Source organism: Halorubrum persicum, assembly GCF_002727125.1.
Taxonomy (GTDB): Archaea; Halobacteriota; Halobacteria; order Halobacteriales; family Haloferacaceae; genus Halorubrum; species Halorubrum persicum.
In genome coordinates this window covers 44671-62818 of record NZ_NHOA01000156.1, presented here as the reverse complement: position 1 = coordinate 62818, position 18148 = coordinate 44671, and the positions used below count along the sequence as shown (strand labels likewise).

General features: G+C 64.0%; 17 protein-coding genes. 11 read left to right on the top strand and 6 right to left on the bottom strand.

Annotated elements, in window-relative coordinates; genetic code table 11:
* The first annotated feature begins 23 nt into the window (after nucleotides 1-23).
* The gene (locus DJ69_RS17375) at nucleotides 24-1010 is read left to right on the top strand and encodes a glycosyltransferase family 4 protein (protein WP_099256825.1); all 987 of its coding nucleotides are present in this window, start codon (nucleotides 24-26) and stop codon (nucleotides 1008-1010) included.
* A gap of 202 nt (nucleotides 1011-1212) precedes the next feature.
* Nucleotides 1213-2259: a PAS domain-containing sensor histidine kinase gene (locus DJ69_RS17370; RefSeq protein ID WP_099256824.1), complete on the top strand. Its 1047-nt coding sequence runs from the start codon at nucleotides 1213-1215 to the stop codon at nucleotides 2257-2259.
* 655 nt (nucleotides 2260-2914) lie between these two features.
* Here DJ69_RS17370 and DJ69_RS17365 read toward each other — a convergent pair.
* Together DJ69_RS17365 and dgoD are read right to left on the bottom strand one after the other, a co-directional pair.
* Entirely contained in the window at nucleotides 2915-3724 is an 810-nt protein-coding gene (locus DJ69_RS17365; protein WP_099256848.1) for an SDR family NAD(P)-dependent oxidoreductase, read from the bottom strand.
* Nucleotides 3725-3813: 89 nt separating this feature from the next.
* Complete coding sequence (gene dgoD, locus DJ69_RS17360) at nucleotides 3814-4968, bottom strand: galactonate dehydratase (RefSeq protein WP_099256823.1); 1155 nt, start codon at nucleotides 4966-4968, stop codon at nucleotides 3814-3816.
* 263 nt (nucleotides 4969-5231) lie between these two features.
* Between dgoD and DJ69_RS17355 the strand changes: the two genes are divergently transcribed.
* The 4 genes from DJ69_RS17355 to DJ69_RS17340 all read left to right on the top strand — a co-directional run bounded on the left by DJ69_RS17355 (nucleotide 5232) and on the right by DJ69_RS17340 (nucleotide 9807).
* Entirely contained in the window at nucleotides 5232-5873 is a 642-nt protein-coding gene (locus tag DJ69_RS17355; protein ID WP_099256822.1) for a bifunctional 4-hydroxy-2-oxoglutarate aldolase/2-dehydro-3-deoxy-phosphogluconate aldolase, read from the top strand.
* Between the two features lie 286 nt (nucleotides 5874-6159).
* Complete coding sequence (locus tag DJ69_RS17350) at nucleotides 6160-6993, top strand: MBL fold metallo-hydrolase (RefSeq protein WP_099256821.1); 834 nt, start codon at nucleotides 6160-6162, stop codon at nucleotides 6991-6993.
* 107 nt (nucleotides 6994-7100) lie between these two features.
* On the top strand, nucleotides 7101-8822 hold the full coding sequence (locus DJ69_RS17345) for a coiled-coil domain-containing protein (RefSeq protein WP_099256820.1): 1722 nt from the start codon (nucleotides 7101-7103) through the stop codon (nucleotides 8820-8822).
* A 79-nt stretch (nucleotides 8823-8901) separates the two neighbouring features.
* Entirely contained in the window at nucleotides 8902-9807 is a 906-nt protein-coding gene (locus DJ69_RS17340; protein WP_099256819.1) for a hypothetical protein, read from the top strand.
* 825 nt (nucleotides 9808-10632) lie between these two features.
* Here DJ69_RS17340 and DJ69_RS17330 read toward each other — a convergent pair.
* Nucleotides 10633-10956, bottom strand: a complete 324-nt coding sequence (locus tag DJ69_RS17330; protein ID WP_099256817.1) for a hypothetical protein — start codon at nucleotides 10954-10956, stop codon at nucleotides 10633-10635.
* Between the two features lie 326 nt (nucleotides 10957-11282).
* On the opposite strand from DJ69_RS17330, the gene DJ69_RS17325 reads away from it, so the two are divergent.
* From DJ69_RS17325 to DJ69_RS17310, 5 genes are all read left to right on the top strand, one after another.
* Entirely contained in the window at nucleotides 11283-13097 is a 1815-nt protein-coding gene (locus tag DJ69_RS17325; RefSeq protein WP_099256816.1) for a transposase, read from the top strand.
* A gap of 259 nt (nucleotides 13098-13356) precedes the next feature.
* A complete protein-coding gene (locus tag DJ69_RS18620; protein ID WP_180271871.1) occupies nucleotides 13357-13518 on the top strand; it encodes a hypothetical protein in 162 nt (53 codons plus the stop codon).
* On the top strand, nucleotides 13515-13754 hold the full coding sequence (locus DJ69_RS17320) for a hypothetical protein (RefSeq protein WP_099256815.1): 240 nt from the start codon (nucleotides 13515-13517) through the stop codon (nucleotides 13752-13754). Before DJ69_RS18620 ends, DJ69_RS17320 begins: the two co-directional genes overlap by 4 nt.
* A 189-nt stretch (nucleotides 13755-13943) precedes the next feature.
* Entirely contained in the window at nucleotides 13944-14324 is a 381-nt protein-coding gene (locus tag DJ69_RS17315; RefSeq protein WP_099256814.1) for a DUF5805 domain-containing protein, read from the top strand.
* Nucleotides 14317-15351 (top strand): tyrosine-type recombinase/integrase, encoded by a 1035-nt coding sequence (locus tag DJ69_RS17310; RefSeq protein ID WP_099256813.1) that lies wholly within the window; start codon nucleotides 14317-14319, stop codon nucleotides 15349-15351. Before DJ69_RS17315 ends, DJ69_RS17310 begins: the two co-directional genes overlap by 8 nt.
* A 162-nt stretch (nucleotides 15352-15513) precedes the next feature.
* Here the strand turns inward: DJ69_RS17310 and DJ69_RS17305 are convergent, their stop codons facing one another.
* Genes DJ69_RS17305 through pstB form a run of 3 tightly spaced genes read right to left on the bottom strand, consistent with a single transcriptional unit; the run spans nucleotide 15514 to nucleotide 18144 of the window.
* Nucleotides 15514-16545, bottom strand: a complete 1032-nt coding sequence (locus DJ69_RS17305; RefSeq protein WP_099256812.1) for an AbrB/MazE/SpoVT family DNA-binding domain-containing protein — start codon at nucleotides 16543-16545, stop codon at nucleotides 15514-15516.
* Between the two features lie 2 nt (nucleotides 16546-16547).
* Entirely contained in the window at nucleotides 16548-17216 is a 669-nt protein-coding gene (gene phoU / locus DJ69_RS17300; protein ID WP_099256811.1) for a phosphate signaling complex protein PhoU, read from the bottom strand.
* 4 nt (nucleotides 17217-17220) lie between these two features.
* Entirely contained in the window at nucleotides 17221-18144 is a 924-nt protein-coding gene (gene pstB, locus DJ69_RS17295) for a phosphate ABC transporter ATP-binding protein PstB (RefSeq protein ID WP_099256810.1), read from the bottom strand.
* Nucleotides 18145-18148: the final 4 nt, after the last annotated feature.

Genomic DNA, 18148 nt, shown 5'->3' with positions numbered 1-18148 from the left:
TTCGGGACGGCCCCTGTTCCGCGATGAAGGTCAGCCACTACTTCGAGTTCGAGGACCACGTCACCGGCGGCATCCACGAGTCCGTCGTCCACCAGCGGAAGATGCTCGATCGCGAGGGGATCGCGTACACGACCGAGCCGACCCTCGACGCGGACGTGTTCCACTGCAACCTGATGGGGCCCCGATCGGTGTGGTACGCGAAGCGCGCGAGCGACCGCGGGATCCCCGTGGTCGCGCACACCCACGTCACCGCGGAGGACTTCGGCGACAGCTTCCGTTTCACCAACGCGCTCGCGAAACCCCTCAAACCGTACCTCAGCCGGGCGTACGGGCTCGCCGACGCGCTGGTCTGCCCCTCCGAGTACAACCGCGGCGTGATCGAGGGGTACACCGACGCGCCGACGACCGTCATCTCGAACGGCGTCGACCGCGAGAAGCTCGCCGGCTTCGAGTCGCTGGAGGCCGAGTACCGCGAGCGCTACGACCTCGACCCGCCGACCGTCTTCCTCGTCGGCCACGTGATCAAGCGGAAGGGGTTGGAGACGTTCGTCGATCTGGCCCGCGAGCTCCCCGATATCGACTTCGCGTGGTTCGGGCCGCTCGACCTCTCGCTGAAGGGTCGGGAGACCACTCGACTCATCGAGGAGTCGCCGGACAACTGCACGTTCACCGGCTTCGTCGACGACGTGCGTGGCGCGTTCGCCGCCGGCGACGTGTTCCTGTTCCCGACCCACGAGGAGAACGAGGGGATCGCGCTGCTGGAGGCGATGACCGCCGGGACGGCCGTGGTCGTCCGCGACATCGAGACGTTCTCGTGGCTCGACGACGGTGAGGACTGCCTGAAGGTCGACCCCGACGGCGACGAGACGGCGGCGTTCGCCGACGCGATACGCCGGCTGTCCGACCCCGCACTCCGCGAGCGACTGGGGTCGAACGCGGCGGCGCGCAGCGCGTCGTTCTCGCTCGACGCGATCGCCGAGCGATACCGGGCGCTGTACGAGTCGCTCTGAGCGGTGGCCACCCCGCCACCGGTTGCGGGACGCTGCTCGCGAGAGACGCGAACTGGACGCGCGACGCCGATCGACGATCAAACACCCCCGGTGGGTGGGTCTCTCCATCCTCGATCCCTGGAAACAACGCGGTCCTACCCACCGATCTCGGCTTCGAGGATCCACGATCGGTGTTTATCAATCTCGACGCGAATACGTCGCTATGACCCACGGTTCGCTCGGGAAGCGGCGCGATTTCCGAGCCCTGTTCGATCACCTCGACGGAGTCGCGCTGTGGACGGCCACCGAACCGGGAACGTTCGACTACATCAGCGCCGGGTTCGAAGACATCTGGGGGCTCCCTCCCGGCGATGTCAAAGACGACATCAGCCTGCTGATCGACAGTATCCATCCGGACGACCGCGAGCGGGTGCGTGCAAACATCGAGGAATCGGCCCACGGAGTCCGTGACAAGGCGTACGAGGGCCGCGTCATCCAACCCGACGGATCGGTTCGGTCGGTGCTCACGCGTCAGGTCGCGCTTCGAGACGATGCCGGCGAGGTCACCGAAGTCGTCGGCATCTGTACGGACATCACCGAGCAACAGCGCCGCGAACGGGAGCTCGAACTGCTGAACCGAATCGTCCGCCACGACATCCGAAACGATATGGCAGTCGTGCTCGGCTGGTTGGAGTTGCTCGAATCCCACGTCGACGCCGAAGGGGAAGAGTACCTCCGCAAGATCCTCGCCAGCGGAGAGCACGTCGTCGAACTGACCGAGACCGCACGCGATTACGTCGAAACGGTCGTCTCAGACGGGGATCTCTCCGTGGAGCCGGTCTCGCTTCGAACGGCCCTGACGACCGAACTGTCGCTCCGCGAGGAGTCGTTTCCAGAAGCCGAGTTCGCCGTCGATGAACCGGTCCCCGACGTCGCGGTGGCAGCCGACAGCATGCTCAGCTCGGTGTTCCGGAACCTCCTGAACAACGCCGTTCAGCACAACGACAAGGACGCACCGTTCGTCGAGGTGTCGTGCGCTGTCCGAGACGATACCGTCGAAGTCCGAATCGCGGACAACGGGCCGGGAATCCCGGACGACAAGAAGGAGATCGTGTTCGGGAAAGGCGAGCGGGGACTTGGAAGTCCGGGAACGGGAATCGGGCTGTACCTCGTTCAGTCACTCGTCGCTCAGTACGGCGGCAGCGTTCGGATCGAAGACAACGAGCCGACGGGCTCCGTGTTCATCGTTGACCTCCCACGCGTCGAGTGAGGCCACCGCGATCGCGCCTGCGGTCGATCGGTCGTCAGTGATTCGAGCTGGCGTCGTTAGCGTTCGCCCCGTGCCGCCGGGAGCACCACGCTCGCCGACGTCGTAATTTCTAAAAAATGATGGTAAAGGTTTCTTAACAGAAACTGTATATTTCAAACGTCACCGTTCGTCGCGTCGGGATCTGCGAGACACACCGTAGTTCCCGCTGTTTCGTGGGCTGATAGCGACGTATTTGTCGCAGAGGAACCGACACAACTACCCAGTGACCTGCCGGTTCAGCCAACGGCACCGAACCAGTGAGAAGAGCCGTGGAAGTGACACGGCCGCACGTATAACCGGCGAGTCGAACCGGAATCGTTCGGATCGAATCGTTCGGATCGAATCGTTCGGATCGCATCTATCGATGGGTATCCGTCGCTCCGCAGGTCGAGGTTCCGATCCGTATGGGTTTGTGAAAGCGTAACTTCACGATCGCAGCGATCGCCCGCTCGATCATCGGCACTACGACGCAGAGTGTCGATCCGACCGCTTCACGAATCTGATTGCTGGTGTAATACTAAGAAACATAACCTATCTTTCTATTATATCCGGTTTATATTTTGGATTTTAGCGGCAGCCAACGGAGCCCGTCGACGCCCGCCTGACCGCCGATCGGTCACGCGTCGCGCCGGTAGTCGAGGTACTGATCGTCTTGCATCACCTGCGAGCGCCCCCCGTCGATCAGGATACTCTCGCCGGTGATGAAGCTCGCGTCGTCGCTCGCGAGGAAGGCGGCGAGCCCGGCCACGTCGGCGGGGGTTCCGAGCCTCCCGACCGGGTGGATCTCCTCCGTATACTCGTAGTCGTCGCCCAGCTCCTCCTCCGTGCGGTCGATCTCGATCCAGCCGGGGTTGATCGTGTTCACCGTGATCCCGTCCGGACCGAGCTCCAACGCCATCGCGCGGGTCATCCCGTTGATCCCGGCTTTGACCGCGTTGTACGGGAACAGCCCCGGCATCGTGAGGAACGCGTGGTTCGAGGACGTGTTGAGGATGGTCCCGCCCGGGGGCATGTGGTCGGCGGCGTGTTTCGCGCACAGCCAGAACGCCCGGAAGTCGGTTTCGAGGACGAACTCCCAGTCGTCCGTCGTCGCTTCGCGTGCGGTCGTCTCCGTCTGGACCCCCGCGTTGTTCACTAATACGTCGATCCGACCGTACTCCGCCGCCGCGTGTTCGATGAGCGCCTCGATCTCCGCGGGCTCGCGCATGTCCGCTTCGACGAAGGTGGCCTCGCCGCCCGCCGACTCGATATCGTCGACCACAGCTTGACCGGCGGCGACCGATCGACCGGTCACCACGACGGCGGCGCCCTCGGCGGCGAAGCGACGGGCGACGCCCTCGCCGATCCCCCGCGTCGACCCGGTGACGACGGCGACGGTGTCCGCGTGTCTGTTCGCGACGGCGTTCTCGGTCGGGTCGGTCGATATCACGTCCACTACTGGCGAGCGCTCGGGCAAATAATCACCGTCTGGAGGGGCCGCACCGAGGCGCTCGGCGCCGAACCGCTATCGGCCGCTTACCACTCGGCGACGCTCCCGTCCGCGTGGCGCCACACGGGGTTGTGCCAGTCCACGTCTCGTTCGGCCTGCGCGCGGACGTGCTCCTCGTCGATCTCGATCCCGAGACCGGGCGCATCGGGGATCTGGACGTACCCGTCCTCGTAGTCGAAGACGGACGGGTCCGCGAGGTAGTCGAGCACGTCGCTCGTCTCGTTGTAGTGGATGTTGAGGCTCTGCTCCTGAATGAAGGCGTTCGGCGAGCAGGCGTCGACCTGCAGGCAGGAGGCTAACGCGATCGGCCCCAGCGGGCAGTGGGGCGCCATCGACACGTCGTACGCCTCGGCCATCGCGGCGATCTTGTTCACCTCGGTGATCCCGCCCGCGTGCGAGAGGTCCGGTTGAATCACGTCGACGGCGCCGTCCTCGAAGACCTCCTTGAAGTCCCACCGGGAATACATGCGCTCGCCGGTCGCGATCGGCGTCGTCGTGTGCTGGGCGATCTGCGGAAGCGCGTCGTTGTGCCCGGAGAGGACGGGTTCCTCGACGAACATCGGGTTGTACGGTTCGAGCGCCTCGACGAGCCGCTTTGCCATCGGCTTGGAGACGCGACCGTGGAAGTCGACGCCGATGCCGACCTCGTCGCCGACGGCCTCCCGGACCTCCCGCAGGCGCGTCGCCGCGGCGTCGACGGTGGCGGGGTCGTCCACCCGCTCGATCTCCTCGGTCGCGTTCATCTTCAGCGCGGTGAACCCCGCCTCGACCTGTTCTCGGGCCTGTTCCGCCACGTCGGACGGGCGGTCGCCGCCGATCCACTGGTACACTCGGATCCGCTCTCGCGCCGCGCCGCCGAGGAGCTCGTACACCGGAACGTCGAGCCGTTTCCCTTTGATGTCCCAGAGCGCCTGATCGATGCCGGCGATGGCGCTCATCAGGACGGGACCCCCCCGATAGAACCCGCCCCGGTACATCGCCTGCCAGTGGTCTTCGATCCGACCGGCCTCCTTCCCGAGCAGGTAGGTGTCGAACAGCTCTTCGACCGCGGTTCGCACGGTCTTCGATCGCCCCTCGACGACCGGCTCCCCCCACCCGACCGTGCCGTCGGCGGTCTCCACGCGGAGGAAGAGCCACCGCGGCGGCACTTCGAACAGCTCGTAGTCGACGATTTCAGCCATTCCTTGGTGGGTGTATCCCACCGTTTCTGTTAGTCGTTTCGGGTACCGCTACGGCGAGGGCGGTCGGTTGCGCGGTGTCGTTGTCGGCGTCTCGACGCGTATCCATTACAAAATTAAGGGCGTAATTATCGTGGCGGGTCGCCGTCGTCAACGGCCTCGACTCCGCGGAAGACGGCGCTCGAAGGGCACCCTCCCACAGCGCTCGCCGACGCCATCGGTCGCGAGCCGTCTCATTTATCACGCTCACCGCCCGGTGTAACGGTATGCAGGCACAACGAGTCGATCAGATCCGGGAGGGCGGCGTGGTCGCGATCCTCCGCGGCGTGGACCCGGAGTCGGCGGTCGACGTGGCGGACGCCGTGGTCGAGGGCGGCGTCACGGCGCTCGAAGTGACCGCGGACACGCCGAGCGTCACGGAGACGATCGGCACGCTCGCCGACCGCTTCGACGACGTGCTCGTCGGGGCCGGGACGGTTCTGGACGCCGAGACGGCGCGGGCGGTACAGCTCGCGGGCGCCCAGTTCCTCGTCACGCCGACGGTCGACGACGGCGTGATCGAGGTCGGGAACCGCTACGGAACGCCGGTCGCGACCGGCGCGTTCACGCCGACGGAGGCGCTCCGGGCGTACGAGGCCGGTGCCGACCTCGTGAAACTGTTCCCGGCCGCGACGGGCGGACCGGACCACGTCGCCGCTCTCGGCGGCCCGCTCCCGCAGATCCCGATCGTCCCGACCGGCGGGGTCGGCCCGGACAACGCCGGTGCGTACATCGAGGCGGGAGCCGCGGCGGTCGGCGTCGGCAGCGCGATCGTCGACGCCACCGCGGTCGCTGACGGCGACTACGAGAGTATCGCCGAGAACGCGCGTCGAACGGTCGACGCCGTCGCGGCCGCCAGGGACCGATAGCCGACCGCGATCGGCAATTCGGGAACAGCCATTCGGGAACAGTCGGCTCCCGTCTCTCCGCCGTTTCTCGCTGAGCCGTGGGTCCAGCCGTTACGCTGGGCGTTTCATCCTTGCCTCCGCGAGGCGAGGATGGGTTCATTCTGTATCGCGACATACGGTTTATCCGTTCGTTCTCACACGGGTTTTTGTCGTTTTATTAGCAACGAATTTTCGTTCAGTCCCGCAGATTGGTCGAATCCCCGCCGACTCCGGAACGATTACCCCGCCTGCACACACACCACCGGCCATGACCGATTCCGACTGGGGCGACTGGCTGCCGCGTGCGGTCGCGGAGGCCGACCCCGACACGGTGGCGCTGTGGTACCTCGGCTGCAACGGGTTCGCGATCAAGGGGAGCGAGGGGACCGTCCTCTGGATCGACCCCTACGTCGGCACGGGCGACCCCCCGCGCACGGTCCGAATGATCCCGGTCCCGTTCGACCCCGAGGACGTCGACGAAGCGGACGCGGTGCTGGCGACCCACGAACACACGGACCACGTTCACGGCCCCTCGCAGGCGCCGATCCTCGCGAACACCGAGGCCGACTTCGTCGCCCCCGACGACTCGCTCGCGGTCGCCCGCGAGGAGGAGCGCTGGACCGAGCACTGGGACGTCGACGAGGAGGCGTTCCTCGAAGTGACCGAGGGCGACGAGCTGAAGGTAGGCGAGTTCACCGTCCACGTCGTCGAAACGCAGGACGCAGACGCGACGCACCCGGTTGGGTACGTCATCGAACACGACTCGGGTACCCTGTTCCACGCCGGCGACAGCAAGCCTTCGGCGTCGTTCGAGGGGCTCGCCGAGGAGTTCGACATCGATCTCGGGATCTTGGCGTTCGGCTCCGTCGGCAGGATCCCGGACAAGGAGACGGATGACCCCGTCGAGACGAAGTGGTACAGCGACGAAAACGAGATTGCCGCCGCCGCCGAGGATCTGGCGCTCGACCGACTCGTCCCCACCCACTGGGACATGTGGAAGGGGTTGACCGCGGACCCGACCGCGCTCCACGAGCACGTCCGGAGTCGTTCGCACCCGAACCGCTTGGAGGTCGTCGAGATCGGCGACCGGATCGACCTGTAAGCCAACGGCCTCAGACCCGCCGACACCGCGGTATTTCACCGATCGGTGGTTATCAGCGCCGAAACGCGGCCCGTGGATTTTAAGCCCCTGCTCCGGGAGGTTTCCGTATGAGCGAACGGACGGCAGAAGCGACGACGACCGTCGACGAGGACGGTATTCGCGTCGAGAAGTCCTTCACGGACGACGCGTTCCCCGTGCCCGCGGTGATGTACGAGCTCTCCTCAACCCGCGAGGACCCAGTGCGCGTGCGCATCGTCGACCGGATCCCCGAGTCGTTCCCGATGGACCGGATCGGGTTCCACCCGGAGTACGAAAGCGAGAACTGGACCGCCTACAAGGACCACCGGGTGGAGTTCGAGCGCGTGATCGACCCCGGCGAGGAGATCGAGACGGTGTTCGGCATCCGCGACGACGATCCCGACCTCGACGGCTTCCTCGGGACGCCCGTGATCGAGCACGTCCCGGTCGGCGAGGAGATCGAGGACGTTCTCGGCGCCGGCGACACAGACGCCGTCAGAGAGGTACTCTCCGGGGACCGCGCGACGCTGCCGGGAATGGACGAACCGCTCCCCCCCGAAGATGACGCGTCCGAACCGGTCGGTGAGGAACCGATCGGCGAGGGCTCGGTTGACGAGGAACCGATCGACGAGGAGTCGGCCGACGAGGAACCGGCCGTCAGTGCCTCGGAAACCGACGACGGCGACGCCGAGGCGGTCGCTGAAGCGGAACCGTCGCCCGACACGGCGGACGCCGACGCACCCCCGACGGCCACGGAGGAAGACGAGGAGTCCGACCACGCGGAGGCCCCCGAACCGCGAGCAGTCGCCGCCGGAACCGCCGCCGTCACGTCGCGCGACGAGGCGTCGGTAGCGGAGGAGTCCGATACCGACGAGGCTGAAGCCACCGAGCCCATCGACGATAAGCGACACGAACAGACGGACACAACCCCAGCGCCTCCGGCGAAAGAGGGGCTCGCGGCGGCGCTCGCGTCGGAGATCCGCGCGGGCGAGGTGGACGATGACGACCTCGAAACCCTCCGATCCGAACTCGACGTTGGCGTTCCCCGCAGCGTGGACGTGCGGATCGCCCGGCTGCAGTCGAGCGTCGCCGACATCGAGGCGTACGCCGACGCGCTCGCGGAGTTCATCGACGGCGAGGGGACCGCCCGCGAAATCCTCGACGAACTCGACGAGAAAGTCGACGCCGTCGAGTCCGAGATGGCCGCGATCGACGACCGGTTCGCGTCCGCCGACGCGGACCGAGAGGACCTGCGCGAGGAGGTCTCGCAGGTCGACGAGTCGGTGGCGTCGGTGACCGACGAGGTCGATTCCGTCACCGATCGCGTCGACGGCATCGACGACCGGGTCGGTGGCGTGGAATCGGACGTGTCGGAGGTCGAAGAGTCGGTTTCCGGCGTGAAAGAGACCGTCTCCGGCGTCGAGGAATCTGTCGCGACCGTCGAGGAGACCGTCTCCGGCGTGACGGACGACGTGTCCCGGCTGGACGACGAGACGACGGGCCTCGACGAGGCGGTCGACGACCTCGGCGACGACATCGAGACGCTGTACGAGGAGGTCGACGACGCCGCCGCGGGGCTGGAGGCAACGGAGAAGCGCGTGGACGACGTGGAGGGGCGGATGGAGCGGTTCGACGAGGAGTTCGACGACCTCTGGGACGACCTCGCGGAGGTCGACACCCGCCTGACCGACATCGAGGAGCGGCTCGGCGAGGATCTCGACGACGTGGAGGCGGAGCTCGACGCGATCAACGACCACCTCGAAGAGCTCGAAGCCTTCAGAAAGCGGCTCAACGAGGCCTTCGGCCCCTGAATACGGGTCCACCGACCCCTCGAAATCGCACCGAACCGAAAGCGCAACCCGTTTTACTCGCGGCGGCCCAGTTCCGGTAATGAGCGAACCGGTACCGGTCGCCGTGCCGCGGAAAGGCCGCCCGCTCGAGGCGGTCCTCGAACGGATCGCGGCCGTCGGTCCCGACGACCGGCTCGACGCGCTCGCGGACCGCGTGAGCAACACGCTCCGGTACGAGAAGGCCGTCACGAAGGGGCGGGTCGACGCCGATGACGGCCCGTACGAGCGCCTGACCGAGTACTCCGACCCCGACCACCCGGCCCAGCCCGAGTTCACGCTGCTGCGCGACGATCGGGACGGCAAGCCCCGGCGGATCGTCTTCGACGCGGCTACCGTCGACCTCGGAGACGTGACGCTGAAGCTCGTCGGCCGCGAGGAGCCGTTTCGGGCCCTCCGGACCCACGAGTTCGCGATCGGATTCGACTCCGCGGACCTCGTGTTGGAGGAGGTCGTCGGGATCCGATCGAGCGGTCTCGGCCAGATCGCCGACATCAACGAGCGGATCGACCCCGTCGACACCGACGTGCGCGTGGTCAACGGGCTCGGAGATACGGTGTACCATACGCTGATGGGGCGACCGGAGGGGATCGACCCCGGCGTCGACCTCGACCGGGCGTTCGTCGCGGAGCACGAGGGACCGCTCTGTATCTCGCCGCGCTACGAGCGACTCGTCACCGCCGTGCTGGGGACGGATGCGCTGGAGGGCGTCGAGTTCGTTTACCCGAACGCAGACGAGGAGGAGGAGGCCGCTATCGCCCGAACCGGACTCGGCGTCTACCTCACGGTCACCGGCTCGACGGCCCGGGAACACGGGCTCGTCGTCGGCGAGCACCTGTTCCCCAGCGAGACCGTGCTGATGCGGAACGCCGCCGAACGCGACCCGGCCGTCGAACGCGCGCTCGACGCGATCGCGGTCGAGGAGTCGTCCTCCGAGATCCGGGTCTAACCCGGCGACGTGTTGCGAAGATAGGGAATAATGCACAGGTTCGACGCCGACCACTCACCTGATTGAGTGCTCTTATGTGCCTCTTCTCACCAGTAAACAAACCTACTATTCTGCTGAAATTCTATTCTTCAGACATATTCTAGCGTGAAACAGCCGGTCGATGGGAGCTGCTTATTGAATCCGGTTACGCGTCCTGTTCATCTCAAACCTCGCTGAAACCTCGTCCGATCAAGTACCCAACTACTGTAATCACGCCAGAGATGATTGCTCCACTTCCAACTGGGAATATGAAAGCGCCCGGCCCCGCCATGATCGGGATGAACAGATTGAGTGTAAAACCAAAACATGGGCCAAATGCGAGTATCCAATTCCCAACGAGATCTGCGCCCTGAAACGCCCGGAAGCCAACCATGGCGGTAATAAGTAGCGCACCCACCCAAACTATAGCCGATTGTACTGAAGTCGAGGGCTCCAAGTCCCAGACCCGCAACCCAGTCAACGTCCCAAGAACAAAGAGAAAGGCGGCTGTGGCCGCTAAAATCTCACTTGTTCGCTTGTCCAAAATCATATACATTCAAATTGTCCTACATTACGTATGTGCCTTGTGGGTCAAACTGAGATGGTCTAAGCGATCTGCGAGTCTCCTGTACTGTGTGGTTGAAGATGAGAAAACACCAATTGTAGATGATTCAAATAGAAGCGATATTTCTATCGATCCCACTCAAAACGCCTGTGCTTCAGAGGAGTACACGACGGGACCATGTGCCACCGAGAAAGGGCTCACGAATCGCTCAGTACAGATGACGCAACCGCCACTTCGTACAGTTACTCTGTCGCTCGATACGCTTGGCCGCCGCGATGGACGCCAACTACGCCGAGAAGGGAATAGAGAACTGTCGAATTCACGAGACCATGAGACCGGTACGCGAGAATGGCAAGCACAAGTGCGAGAGTTCCCGCTATTAGCATAGTAATCGAGTACGCTCTGTATCGTTTCAACAAAAAGAGCATGCCGGCCCCCGCGAATATCAGAAAGATGCCGGCTAAGTAGTACGCGTCCAGCCCGAAGAACGTCAAAACCGCTCCGAGGAGACTAAGAACGACGACTCCCAATTTCTTAAGATTCTCCCGCGATTCGTGGTTTGTCATTCCGAGTGAATATTATCCGGCCACGAAACGGTTTGGTTTTTTCGCACTCTTCAGCAATCGGCTGTTTCAGACGATAATCTGTCTGATGAATAGAATTTCAACAGAGCCGTTCCCTACTGTAACTGCGCTTTTATATACGAAGACGTATAAATTAACGAGCAGTGATAGCATGCGCAGGAGAAGCCCCAACGGGGTCACGGTGGGAGTACCTCGGTCCACGGAGGAATCTAGACAGCGCGGGCTATGAATCTACACCGAAAGATTACGAGGTAGACGGGCTTTACGCCACGAATTCTGGCGCGCTTGTCGAAGCACAATCCTTCGGCATGACGTTCCGTGAAATGGTTGACGGCGTTCTGTCAACCTTCCCGCGCGAGCAACAAGTCCGACACGATCGCTCAGCCACGCTAGAGGATCTTGTCACCGAAATCCCAGCCCGCTACCTTCGATTTTACGACACTCTTGACCACGAACAGGGCGACCCGAAACCTTGGGAGGCTGTCTTCCGAGCGCACGTGCTCCGCTGCGTGAAGGGCTGGAAGAGTGAAACGACTCTCTGGAAATATCTCAAACAGAAGCCGTTTCTCAGCACGCAGCTCGGCTTCGACGGTATCCCTGATCAGTCAACACTTTGGCGGGCATGGAACGGCCGTCTCGAAAGTGTCCGCGATGCCGTTCGGGATGCCGCTGAGGTCGTCGTGGATATCGCTCGCTATCACGACATTCCTGCGCCCGAACCAGCGTTTCTTCCCAACCAGCCGACGGATACAGTCACACGTTCAAAAAGCAAGGATACGCTCGCTCGTGAGAAGGCCCGCGAGGTTTGGAAGGGTGCGAAGCCCATTGTCGAGGACTGCTTCCACCTTGATCGCAGCGAGAACGCGAGTATTCCCGAAGGCGCATTCTGGGAACAGCAGTCATACCTCGGGATGCGAACTGATATGCATCCCAACGACGGCGCACAGTCCTTTGCCGCAGACTCTACCCGGACGAAGACGCCGTCTGGCGACTCCCACCGGCTTCAGACGAAAGATCTCGGTGTCGAACGTATTCGGACAATGCTCCGGGAGACTAACCAGACACTCGTTAAGCAGGCGAAATCGAAGGACAAGATGGGCCGCAAGCAGATGGCAGCCATCGACCTCACAAAAGGCAACCCGTGGGATGGCGAGATCACCCGAGATCGGAGCGGACAGAATCAGGAACCGTGGATTCTTGGGTACAAAGGTGACGAGGGCCCGTTCTTCCAGTGGGCAGTCATCAAACTCGTCGGTCACGATGTCCCGCTCATACTCGATGCCGTCCCAGTCGAACGCGGCCGGAAGCGAGCAGATCTCGTAGACGAGCTGCTTGATGGTGCGACAGATATTGTCCCCGATCTGGACCTCGTGATGATGGACCGCGAGTTCGCCGATGATGGCGTGAAAGACGCCTGCGAGAAGCACAACGTTCACTACCTGAATCCGGCTGTTGTGCGCTCCAGTAGCGACCACGAACACCAGATTGCTAAGCTCGCCAGCGAGAATAGGGACTTCGACGTGGTCAAGCAAAAGCGTCTGGACGACGGGCCTGCACGAAAGGCAGTCTACCTCCCGAAGCGCGAGTGGGAACGTGAGGACGAAGATGACGATGGGAATGACGTGACGGTTCGGCAGGAACTTATCGAGGAGTTCGAAGACATCGGCGAGACAACGCCGCTCTCAGAGGACCGCGACGGCAACTCACCGCTGGGAAATATCCTTGATGAGGTGCATGAGGAAGAAGAGATCGTGGAACCAGCGCGGATTGAAGCACCGACGGTACCGTTCGAGACGAACCTTCCGTGGATAGAGGTCAATCCTTCGAACGAACGGGAGATGAAACACCAGATTGGGCGGCTGATGGTCCGATACAAGCGGCGGTGGGGCATCGAAAACGGGTTTAAGAAGCTAAAGACGTTCCTCGCGGAGACACAGTCGCCAGACCACCGATTCCGATACTTCAACTTCGCGTTTGCTTGCGTGTTGTACAACTGCTGGCGACTCGTGGATATTCTCGTGCAATTGGAACTCCACGGTGAGGTCGGCGACCAGCCGGCGGTCTCTTCAAACTCGTTCCTGACATTTGCCAAGAAGAACTACGGTCTCGATCCACCCGACTAATTTCTCATCCCCTCTGAGTTTGCTCGATCGTGAGCGGCGGCGCTAGCCTCCCCGGCAATTTTCTATCGTATTTGTGAATACTATGTGATAGGTTTCTCAGAAGTGCGTCTCGAGACTCGCTCGGCTACTTCTTTCAGTTCACTCAGACTCGAAACCTGTGCATCATAGGCCCATCTTCGCAACATCAGTGGGGTGGAGACGATATAGCGAATGACGGTGTAAACGCGACGAGAGCGACAGCGTCGGCGGAGGGGACGAGATGATCGGTCATACGGTCATCCTCCGGTCTGCTGGCGGGATCGTGGAGCAGAACGTCGAGGCTGGGGTGCTGGCGACGGACGCGGCGATCGTCGACATGGCGCGGCGAGAGGCCGGCATCTCGGGAGGTGACTTCGTGAGTGGCGAGGTGGTGGCGAAGTGAGCCACGATCTCGCCGACCCTCGCGATCTCGACCTGCCACCGCGATGGATCAACTGGCGGTTCGGAGCTCGCACCGAGTACCTCACGGTGAACCTGTCGCGGGCCGACCTGTTCCGAGCGATCGTGCTGGAGGTCGACCCCGGCGATCAGGATCCCGAGGAGGTCGACGAGCAGTCTCGTTTCACGAAGAGCGATCTTGCGCAGATCGCGCTAAGACTCGGTCTGTACCGCCCATGAGTAATCTCGAAATCCCGACCCACGCCGATATGTACGCTAATCCCGAAATCACGACCCACGAGTACAGTAATCCAGAAACACAAGACCCCGACTCTCGCCTATGGACGGTCCCAGAACTGTGGATAAATTCACTTATCCCGAATTGTGGGGTAGATTGAAGATGGAGGCCCGAGTAGCCCGGATCGAACGATGAGCGACGACCGGCGCTCGGTGAAGACGTACGTCCCTGAACGGCAGAAGGCGACCTGGCAGGAGCACGCCGACGAGTTGGGGATGTCACAAAGCGAGTTCGTCAGAACGATGGTACAGGCCGGGAGACGCGGGTTTTCGATCGAGGCGAGCGAAACCCCCGCCGAACCCGATCCGACGGGGTCTGACCCCGGGGGTAGCGGCCTCGAAAGACGGGCCGAAGCGGCGCTCGCCGACGGCGTGCTCTCGTGGGAGGAACTCGTCGACGCGGTGTTCGACGACTTCGAGGGCCGGCTGGAAGACGCGCTCGATTCACTCCAGGACCAAAACCGAGTTCGGTACAACGGACGGAAGGGAGGGTACACGCTGATCGATGAGTAGCACGCGAGCCCCGGCCGAGGTCGACGACCCGGTCGCGTACTTCCTCGAGGACCTCACCTACCACGGGAAAACTGAGCGGACGCGCGACTCCTACGAGCGCGTGCTTCGTCGGTTCGAGTCGTTTCTCGATCCCGGAACGACGCCGGCGTCGGCGACCCATCGCGACTGCATGGCGTTCGTCCACTCGCTGCGCGGCGACGTGGCCGACAGCACGGTGGCGACGTACGCCGCGTATCTGCACCGATTTTACGGGTACATGACCGAGGTGGGCGTCTTCGAGGGGAACCCGATGACGCTGGTGATGGAGGAGATGGACGAGACGGTGGATAAGGACCCGGCGCGGCGGGACGTGTCGATCCCGGCGATGCGCGAGTTCGTCGCCGGCGTTCGACACCCGCTCCACCGCGCGCTCGTCGTCACCCTGCTGAAGACCGGCATGCGGGTCGGCGAGCTCTGCAACCTCGATCTCCGCGATCTCGCGATCGACGACGAGGAGGTCGAGGCGGCGTACGCGCTCGGGACGCGACCGGCCCTCGCGGACCGCCCGAATTCGCTGTACGTCACGCCGGACGCCGCCGTCGGCGAGGAGCTGAACGGCGAGGTCCGCACCGCATCGAACAAGCGCAAGCGGGCCACCGTGATCCCGGTCGACGAGGAGCTGGCCCGGACGCTGAAACGGTGGCTCGCCGTGCGACCGGACGGCGCGTCGGCCGCGGACCCGCTGTTCGTCGGCACCGCGGAGGGGTGGGGCGAGCGACTCGACCCGCAAGCCGTCAGACACGTCGTCGAGCGCCACGCCCGAGACGCGGGCTGGTACCGCACGGGCGGCGGCGCCGCAGAGAACGTGACGCCGCACTACTTCCGTCACTTCTTCACGACCCATCTCCGGGACCGAACGGGGGACCGCGGCGTCGTCAAGTACCTCCGCGGCGACGTTGCCGACGACGTGATCGACACCTACACCCACAACTGGGGCGACCAGGTCCGAGAGACGTACGAAGCGAACGTGTACCGGCTGTTGGGATAGGACGGCACCGCAGTTGCGCTCGCACACCTTTCTGTCGTGACGATAGCAACACAGCCGTGTTCGATCGCAGTCGAATAAATCGTATATCGCTATACAGAAATGCCGCCCAGATTTCGAACCGACCGCGTTCATCGCTCGGCGATGGACGCGCTCGCGGTCGGCTTACGCTCGGATGCAGGTGTCAGCGTTTTCCGCGCGTATCGCGGTCCTCGCTGCGGTGTCGGCCATCCGTCGACCGCAGTTGACGGTCTGCCGGAGGGTCGAGAGCGCGTCAGCCAGCGCGACCGCTTCGGGAACGGTGCCCGAAACGGCGCCGTCGTACAGAGCCTGTTCGATCGCCTCGACGCCCTCCGTGGCCTCGTCGCACCGGCGTCTCGCGGCGTGCACCGTTTCCTCGTCGCCGTTGAGAACGGCGGTTACCGCGTCGTCGACGGCGCCCGCGACGTCGTCGGCTACGGCGCACACGTCCGCGGCCGTCCCGCCTGAGAGCGGCTCGGGGAGCTTTTCGCCCGTGCTTGCGATCCGAACGGCGAGGTCGGCGACCGCTTTGAGGCGCGAGGCGAGCACGGAATACGCGAACAGGTCGGGCCGGGAGACGCCCAGCGCGTCGAGTTCGGCGTGCGAGATCAGCGATCGCGAGAAGTGTCGGGTGACCATCTCCGCGGAACGGCGGGCCTCGTCGGCGCGGTCGCGGATGCTCGTGTGCGTGTCCGCGGCGTCGACGAACGCGTCGGTCGCGTCGCGGAGCAGCGCGACGACCACGTACTGCAGCTGGACGATCAACTGGCGGACGGAGACGGACGACGTGTCCAAGAGGTGTCTGATCGTGATCTCCGCGTCCGACTCGCTGAGGATGTTCGTCCCGACAAGGCCCCGCACCGTCGACCTGGCCGCCCTGCGCTCCGCGTCGGAGAAGGCCCCCGTCCGATGGAGCGTGATGGTCTCGAACCCGACCGCGTGAGCCGTCCGGACGGCGCGCTCGACGGCGTCGGCACCGCCGCCGTCGACGTCGACCGTCGCCTCGTTCAGACAGTTGACGTCGGCGTCCGAGGATCGGACGAGGAGCGACCCGTCGCGGTGGGTGTACAGCCGCAGCTCCATCCCGACCTCGAACCCGTGGGTCGTCGCCCATTCCTTCGGAATCGAGACGGTGTAGGTGCCGCCGCCGACCTCCTGCAGCTTTCTGGTCTCCATTGTCAGTAGATCAGCTCGGGGTCGCTCTCGTCCATGTACAGGGTCCGGGCGGCGATGTTGACGGCGTGGTCGCCGACCCGCTCCAAGTCGCGGATCGTGAGCAGCAGTCGCGACACGTCGTCGAGCAGCTGTTCGATCCCCCAGCGGTCGGACTCGCCGGCGATCAGCTCGCGAACGACGGCTTCGCTGGCGTTCTGACACAGCGTGTCGAGTTCGTCGTCGCGGTCGGCGATCGTTCGACACGCCTCGGGATCGGCGTCGGCGTAGGCCTCGATGGCCCTCCGGACCTGACCGGAGGCGGTCTCGCCGATCGTTTGAATCCGGCTCTCGGAGATGACCGTCGAACTGCCGGAGAGCGCGTACCGGGAGAGGTTCGTCGCGAGGTCGCCGATCCGCTCTAAGTCGGTGATGATCTTGAACGACGCGGTGACGAACCTGAGGTCGCTCGCGACCGGCTGTTGGAGCGCGAACAGGTCGACACAGCGGTTCTCAAGCCGCAGGTACCGCTCGTTTATCTCGTCGTCCCCGTCGATGACCGCCCGGGCCAGCGACTCGTCGTGGGTCGCGGCGCTCCGGAGGCTCTTGTCGAGCTGATCGATCACCTGTTCGCCCATCCCGATCACGTTGGCACGGAGCTCGTCGAGCGAGTCCTGATACCGTTCTCGAGGCATGAGATCACCCGAACTTGCCCGTGATGTAATCCTCGACGCGCTCGCTGTGTGGGTTCTCGAACACCTGGTCCGTGTCCCCGTACTCGACGAGCTCGCCGCCCGTGAGGAACACCGCGGTCTGGTCGGAGATGCGGGCGGCCTGCTGCATGTTGTGCGTGACGATGACGACGGTGTACTCCTCTGAGAGGTCGTCGATGAGGTCCTCGATCTTCGCGGTGGCGATGGGGTCGAGCGCGGAGGCCGGCTCGTCCATCAGGATGACCTCCGGGTCGACCGAGAGACAGCGCGCGATACAGAGCCGCTGCTGTTGCCCGCCCGAGAGGCCGAGGGCGTTGTCGTCGAGGCGATCGCTCACCTCGTCCCACAGCGCCGCGTCGCGGAGACACCGCTCCACGAGCCGGTCGCGCTCGTCGGCGTCGCTCCGGTTCAGCAGCCGAGCGAGCAGCCCGGTGTCGAGGTCGCCGTGTTTCTTCGGGCCGTAGGCGATGTTCTCCCGGATCGACTTGGGGAACGGGTTCGGCGACTGAAACACCATCCCGACCCGTTTCCGAAGCTCCACCAGATTGACGCCGTCTTGGTACACCTCTTCGCCGCCGAGGCGGACGGAGCCGTCGATCCTGGCGGAGCTGATCCGGTCGTTCATCCGATTGAGACACCGGAGGTACGTCGACTTCCCGCAGCCGGAGGGACCGATCAGGGCGGTGACGCTCTTTTCGGGAATCTCCATCGAGACCCCCTTCAGGGCGTGGTCGTCGCCGTAGTACACGTCAAGGTCCTCGACGGTCATCTTGGCCTCTCCCTGGAACTCGTAGTTCGTCCACTCGTCTCGGGTCTGCTCGACGGTCTCGCCGGTGGTCGTCGTGAGAGACTGGTCGCTGTCTGTCGTCGCGGTGCCGGTCTGCGGCTGTGGGTTTTGGTTTTCGCTCATTGGT

What these genes read in the sequence shown, in the direction of transcription:
- dgoD (WP_099256823.1), bottom strand. Translation starts at nt 4,968, where the DNA reads ATGGCTGAAATCGTCGACTACGAGCTGTTCGAAGTGCCGCCGCGGTGG.
- DJ69_RS17315 (WP_099256814.1), top strand. Translation starts at nt 13,944, where the DNA reads ATGAGCGACGACCGGCGCTCGGTGAAGACGTACGTCCCTGAACGGCAG.
- pstB (WP_099256810.1), bottom strand. Translation starts at nt 18,144, where the DNA reads ATGAGCGAAAACCAAAACCCACAGCCGCAGACCGGCACCGCGACGACA.
- DJ69_RS18620 (WP_180271871.1), top strand. Translation starts at nt 13,357, where the DNA reads ATGATCGGTCATACGGTCATCCTCCGGTCTGCTGGCGGGATCGTGGAG.
- DJ69_RS17370 (WP_099256824.1), top strand. Translation starts at nt 1,213, where the DNA reads ATGACCCACGGTTCGCTCGGGAAGCGGCGCGATTTCCGAGCCCTGTTC.
- DJ69_RS17350 (WP_099256821.1), top strand. Translation starts at nt 6,160, where the DNA reads ATGACCGATTCCGACTGGGGCGACTGGCTGCCGCGTGCGGTCGCGGAG.
- DJ69_RS17325 (WP_099256816.1), top strand. Translation starts at nt 11,283, where the DNA reads ATGACGTTCCGTGAAATGGTTGACGGCGTTCTGTCAACCTTCCCGCGC.
- DJ69_RS17305 (WP_099256812.1), bottom strand. Translation starts at nt 16,545, where the DNA reads ATGGAGACCAGAAAGCTGCAGGAGGTCGGCGGCGGCACCTACACCGTC.
- DJ69_RS17375 (WP_099256825.1), top strand. Translation starts at nt 24, where the DNA reads ATGAAGGTCAGCCACTACTTCGAGTTCGAGGACCACGTCACCGGCGGC.
- phoU (WP_099256811.1), bottom strand. Translation starts at nt 17,216, where the DNA reads ATGCCTCGAGAACGGTATCAGGACTCGCTCGACGAGCTCCGTGCCAAC.
- DJ69_RS17355 (WP_099256822.1), top strand. Translation starts at nt 5,232, where the DNA reads ATGCAGGCACAACGAGTCGATCAGATCCGGGAGGGCGGCGTGGTCGCG.
- DJ69_RS17330 (WP_099256817.1), bottom strand. Translation starts at nt 10,956, where the DNA reads ATGACAAACCACGAATCGCGGGAGAATCTTAAGAAATTGGGAGTCGTC.
- DJ69_RS17340 (WP_099256819.1), top strand. Translation starts at nt 8,902, where the DNA reads ATGAGCGAACCGGTACCGGTCGCCGTGCCGCGGAAAGGCCGCCCGCTC.
- DJ69_RS17310 (WP_099256813.1), top strand. Translation starts at nt 14,317, where the DNA reads ATGAGTAGCACGCGAGCCCCGGCCGAGGTCGACGACCCGGTCGCGTAC.
- DJ69_RS17345 (WP_099256820.1), top strand. Translation starts at nt 7,101, where the DNA reads ATGAGCGAACGGACGGCAGAAGCGACGACGACCGTCGACGAGGACGGT.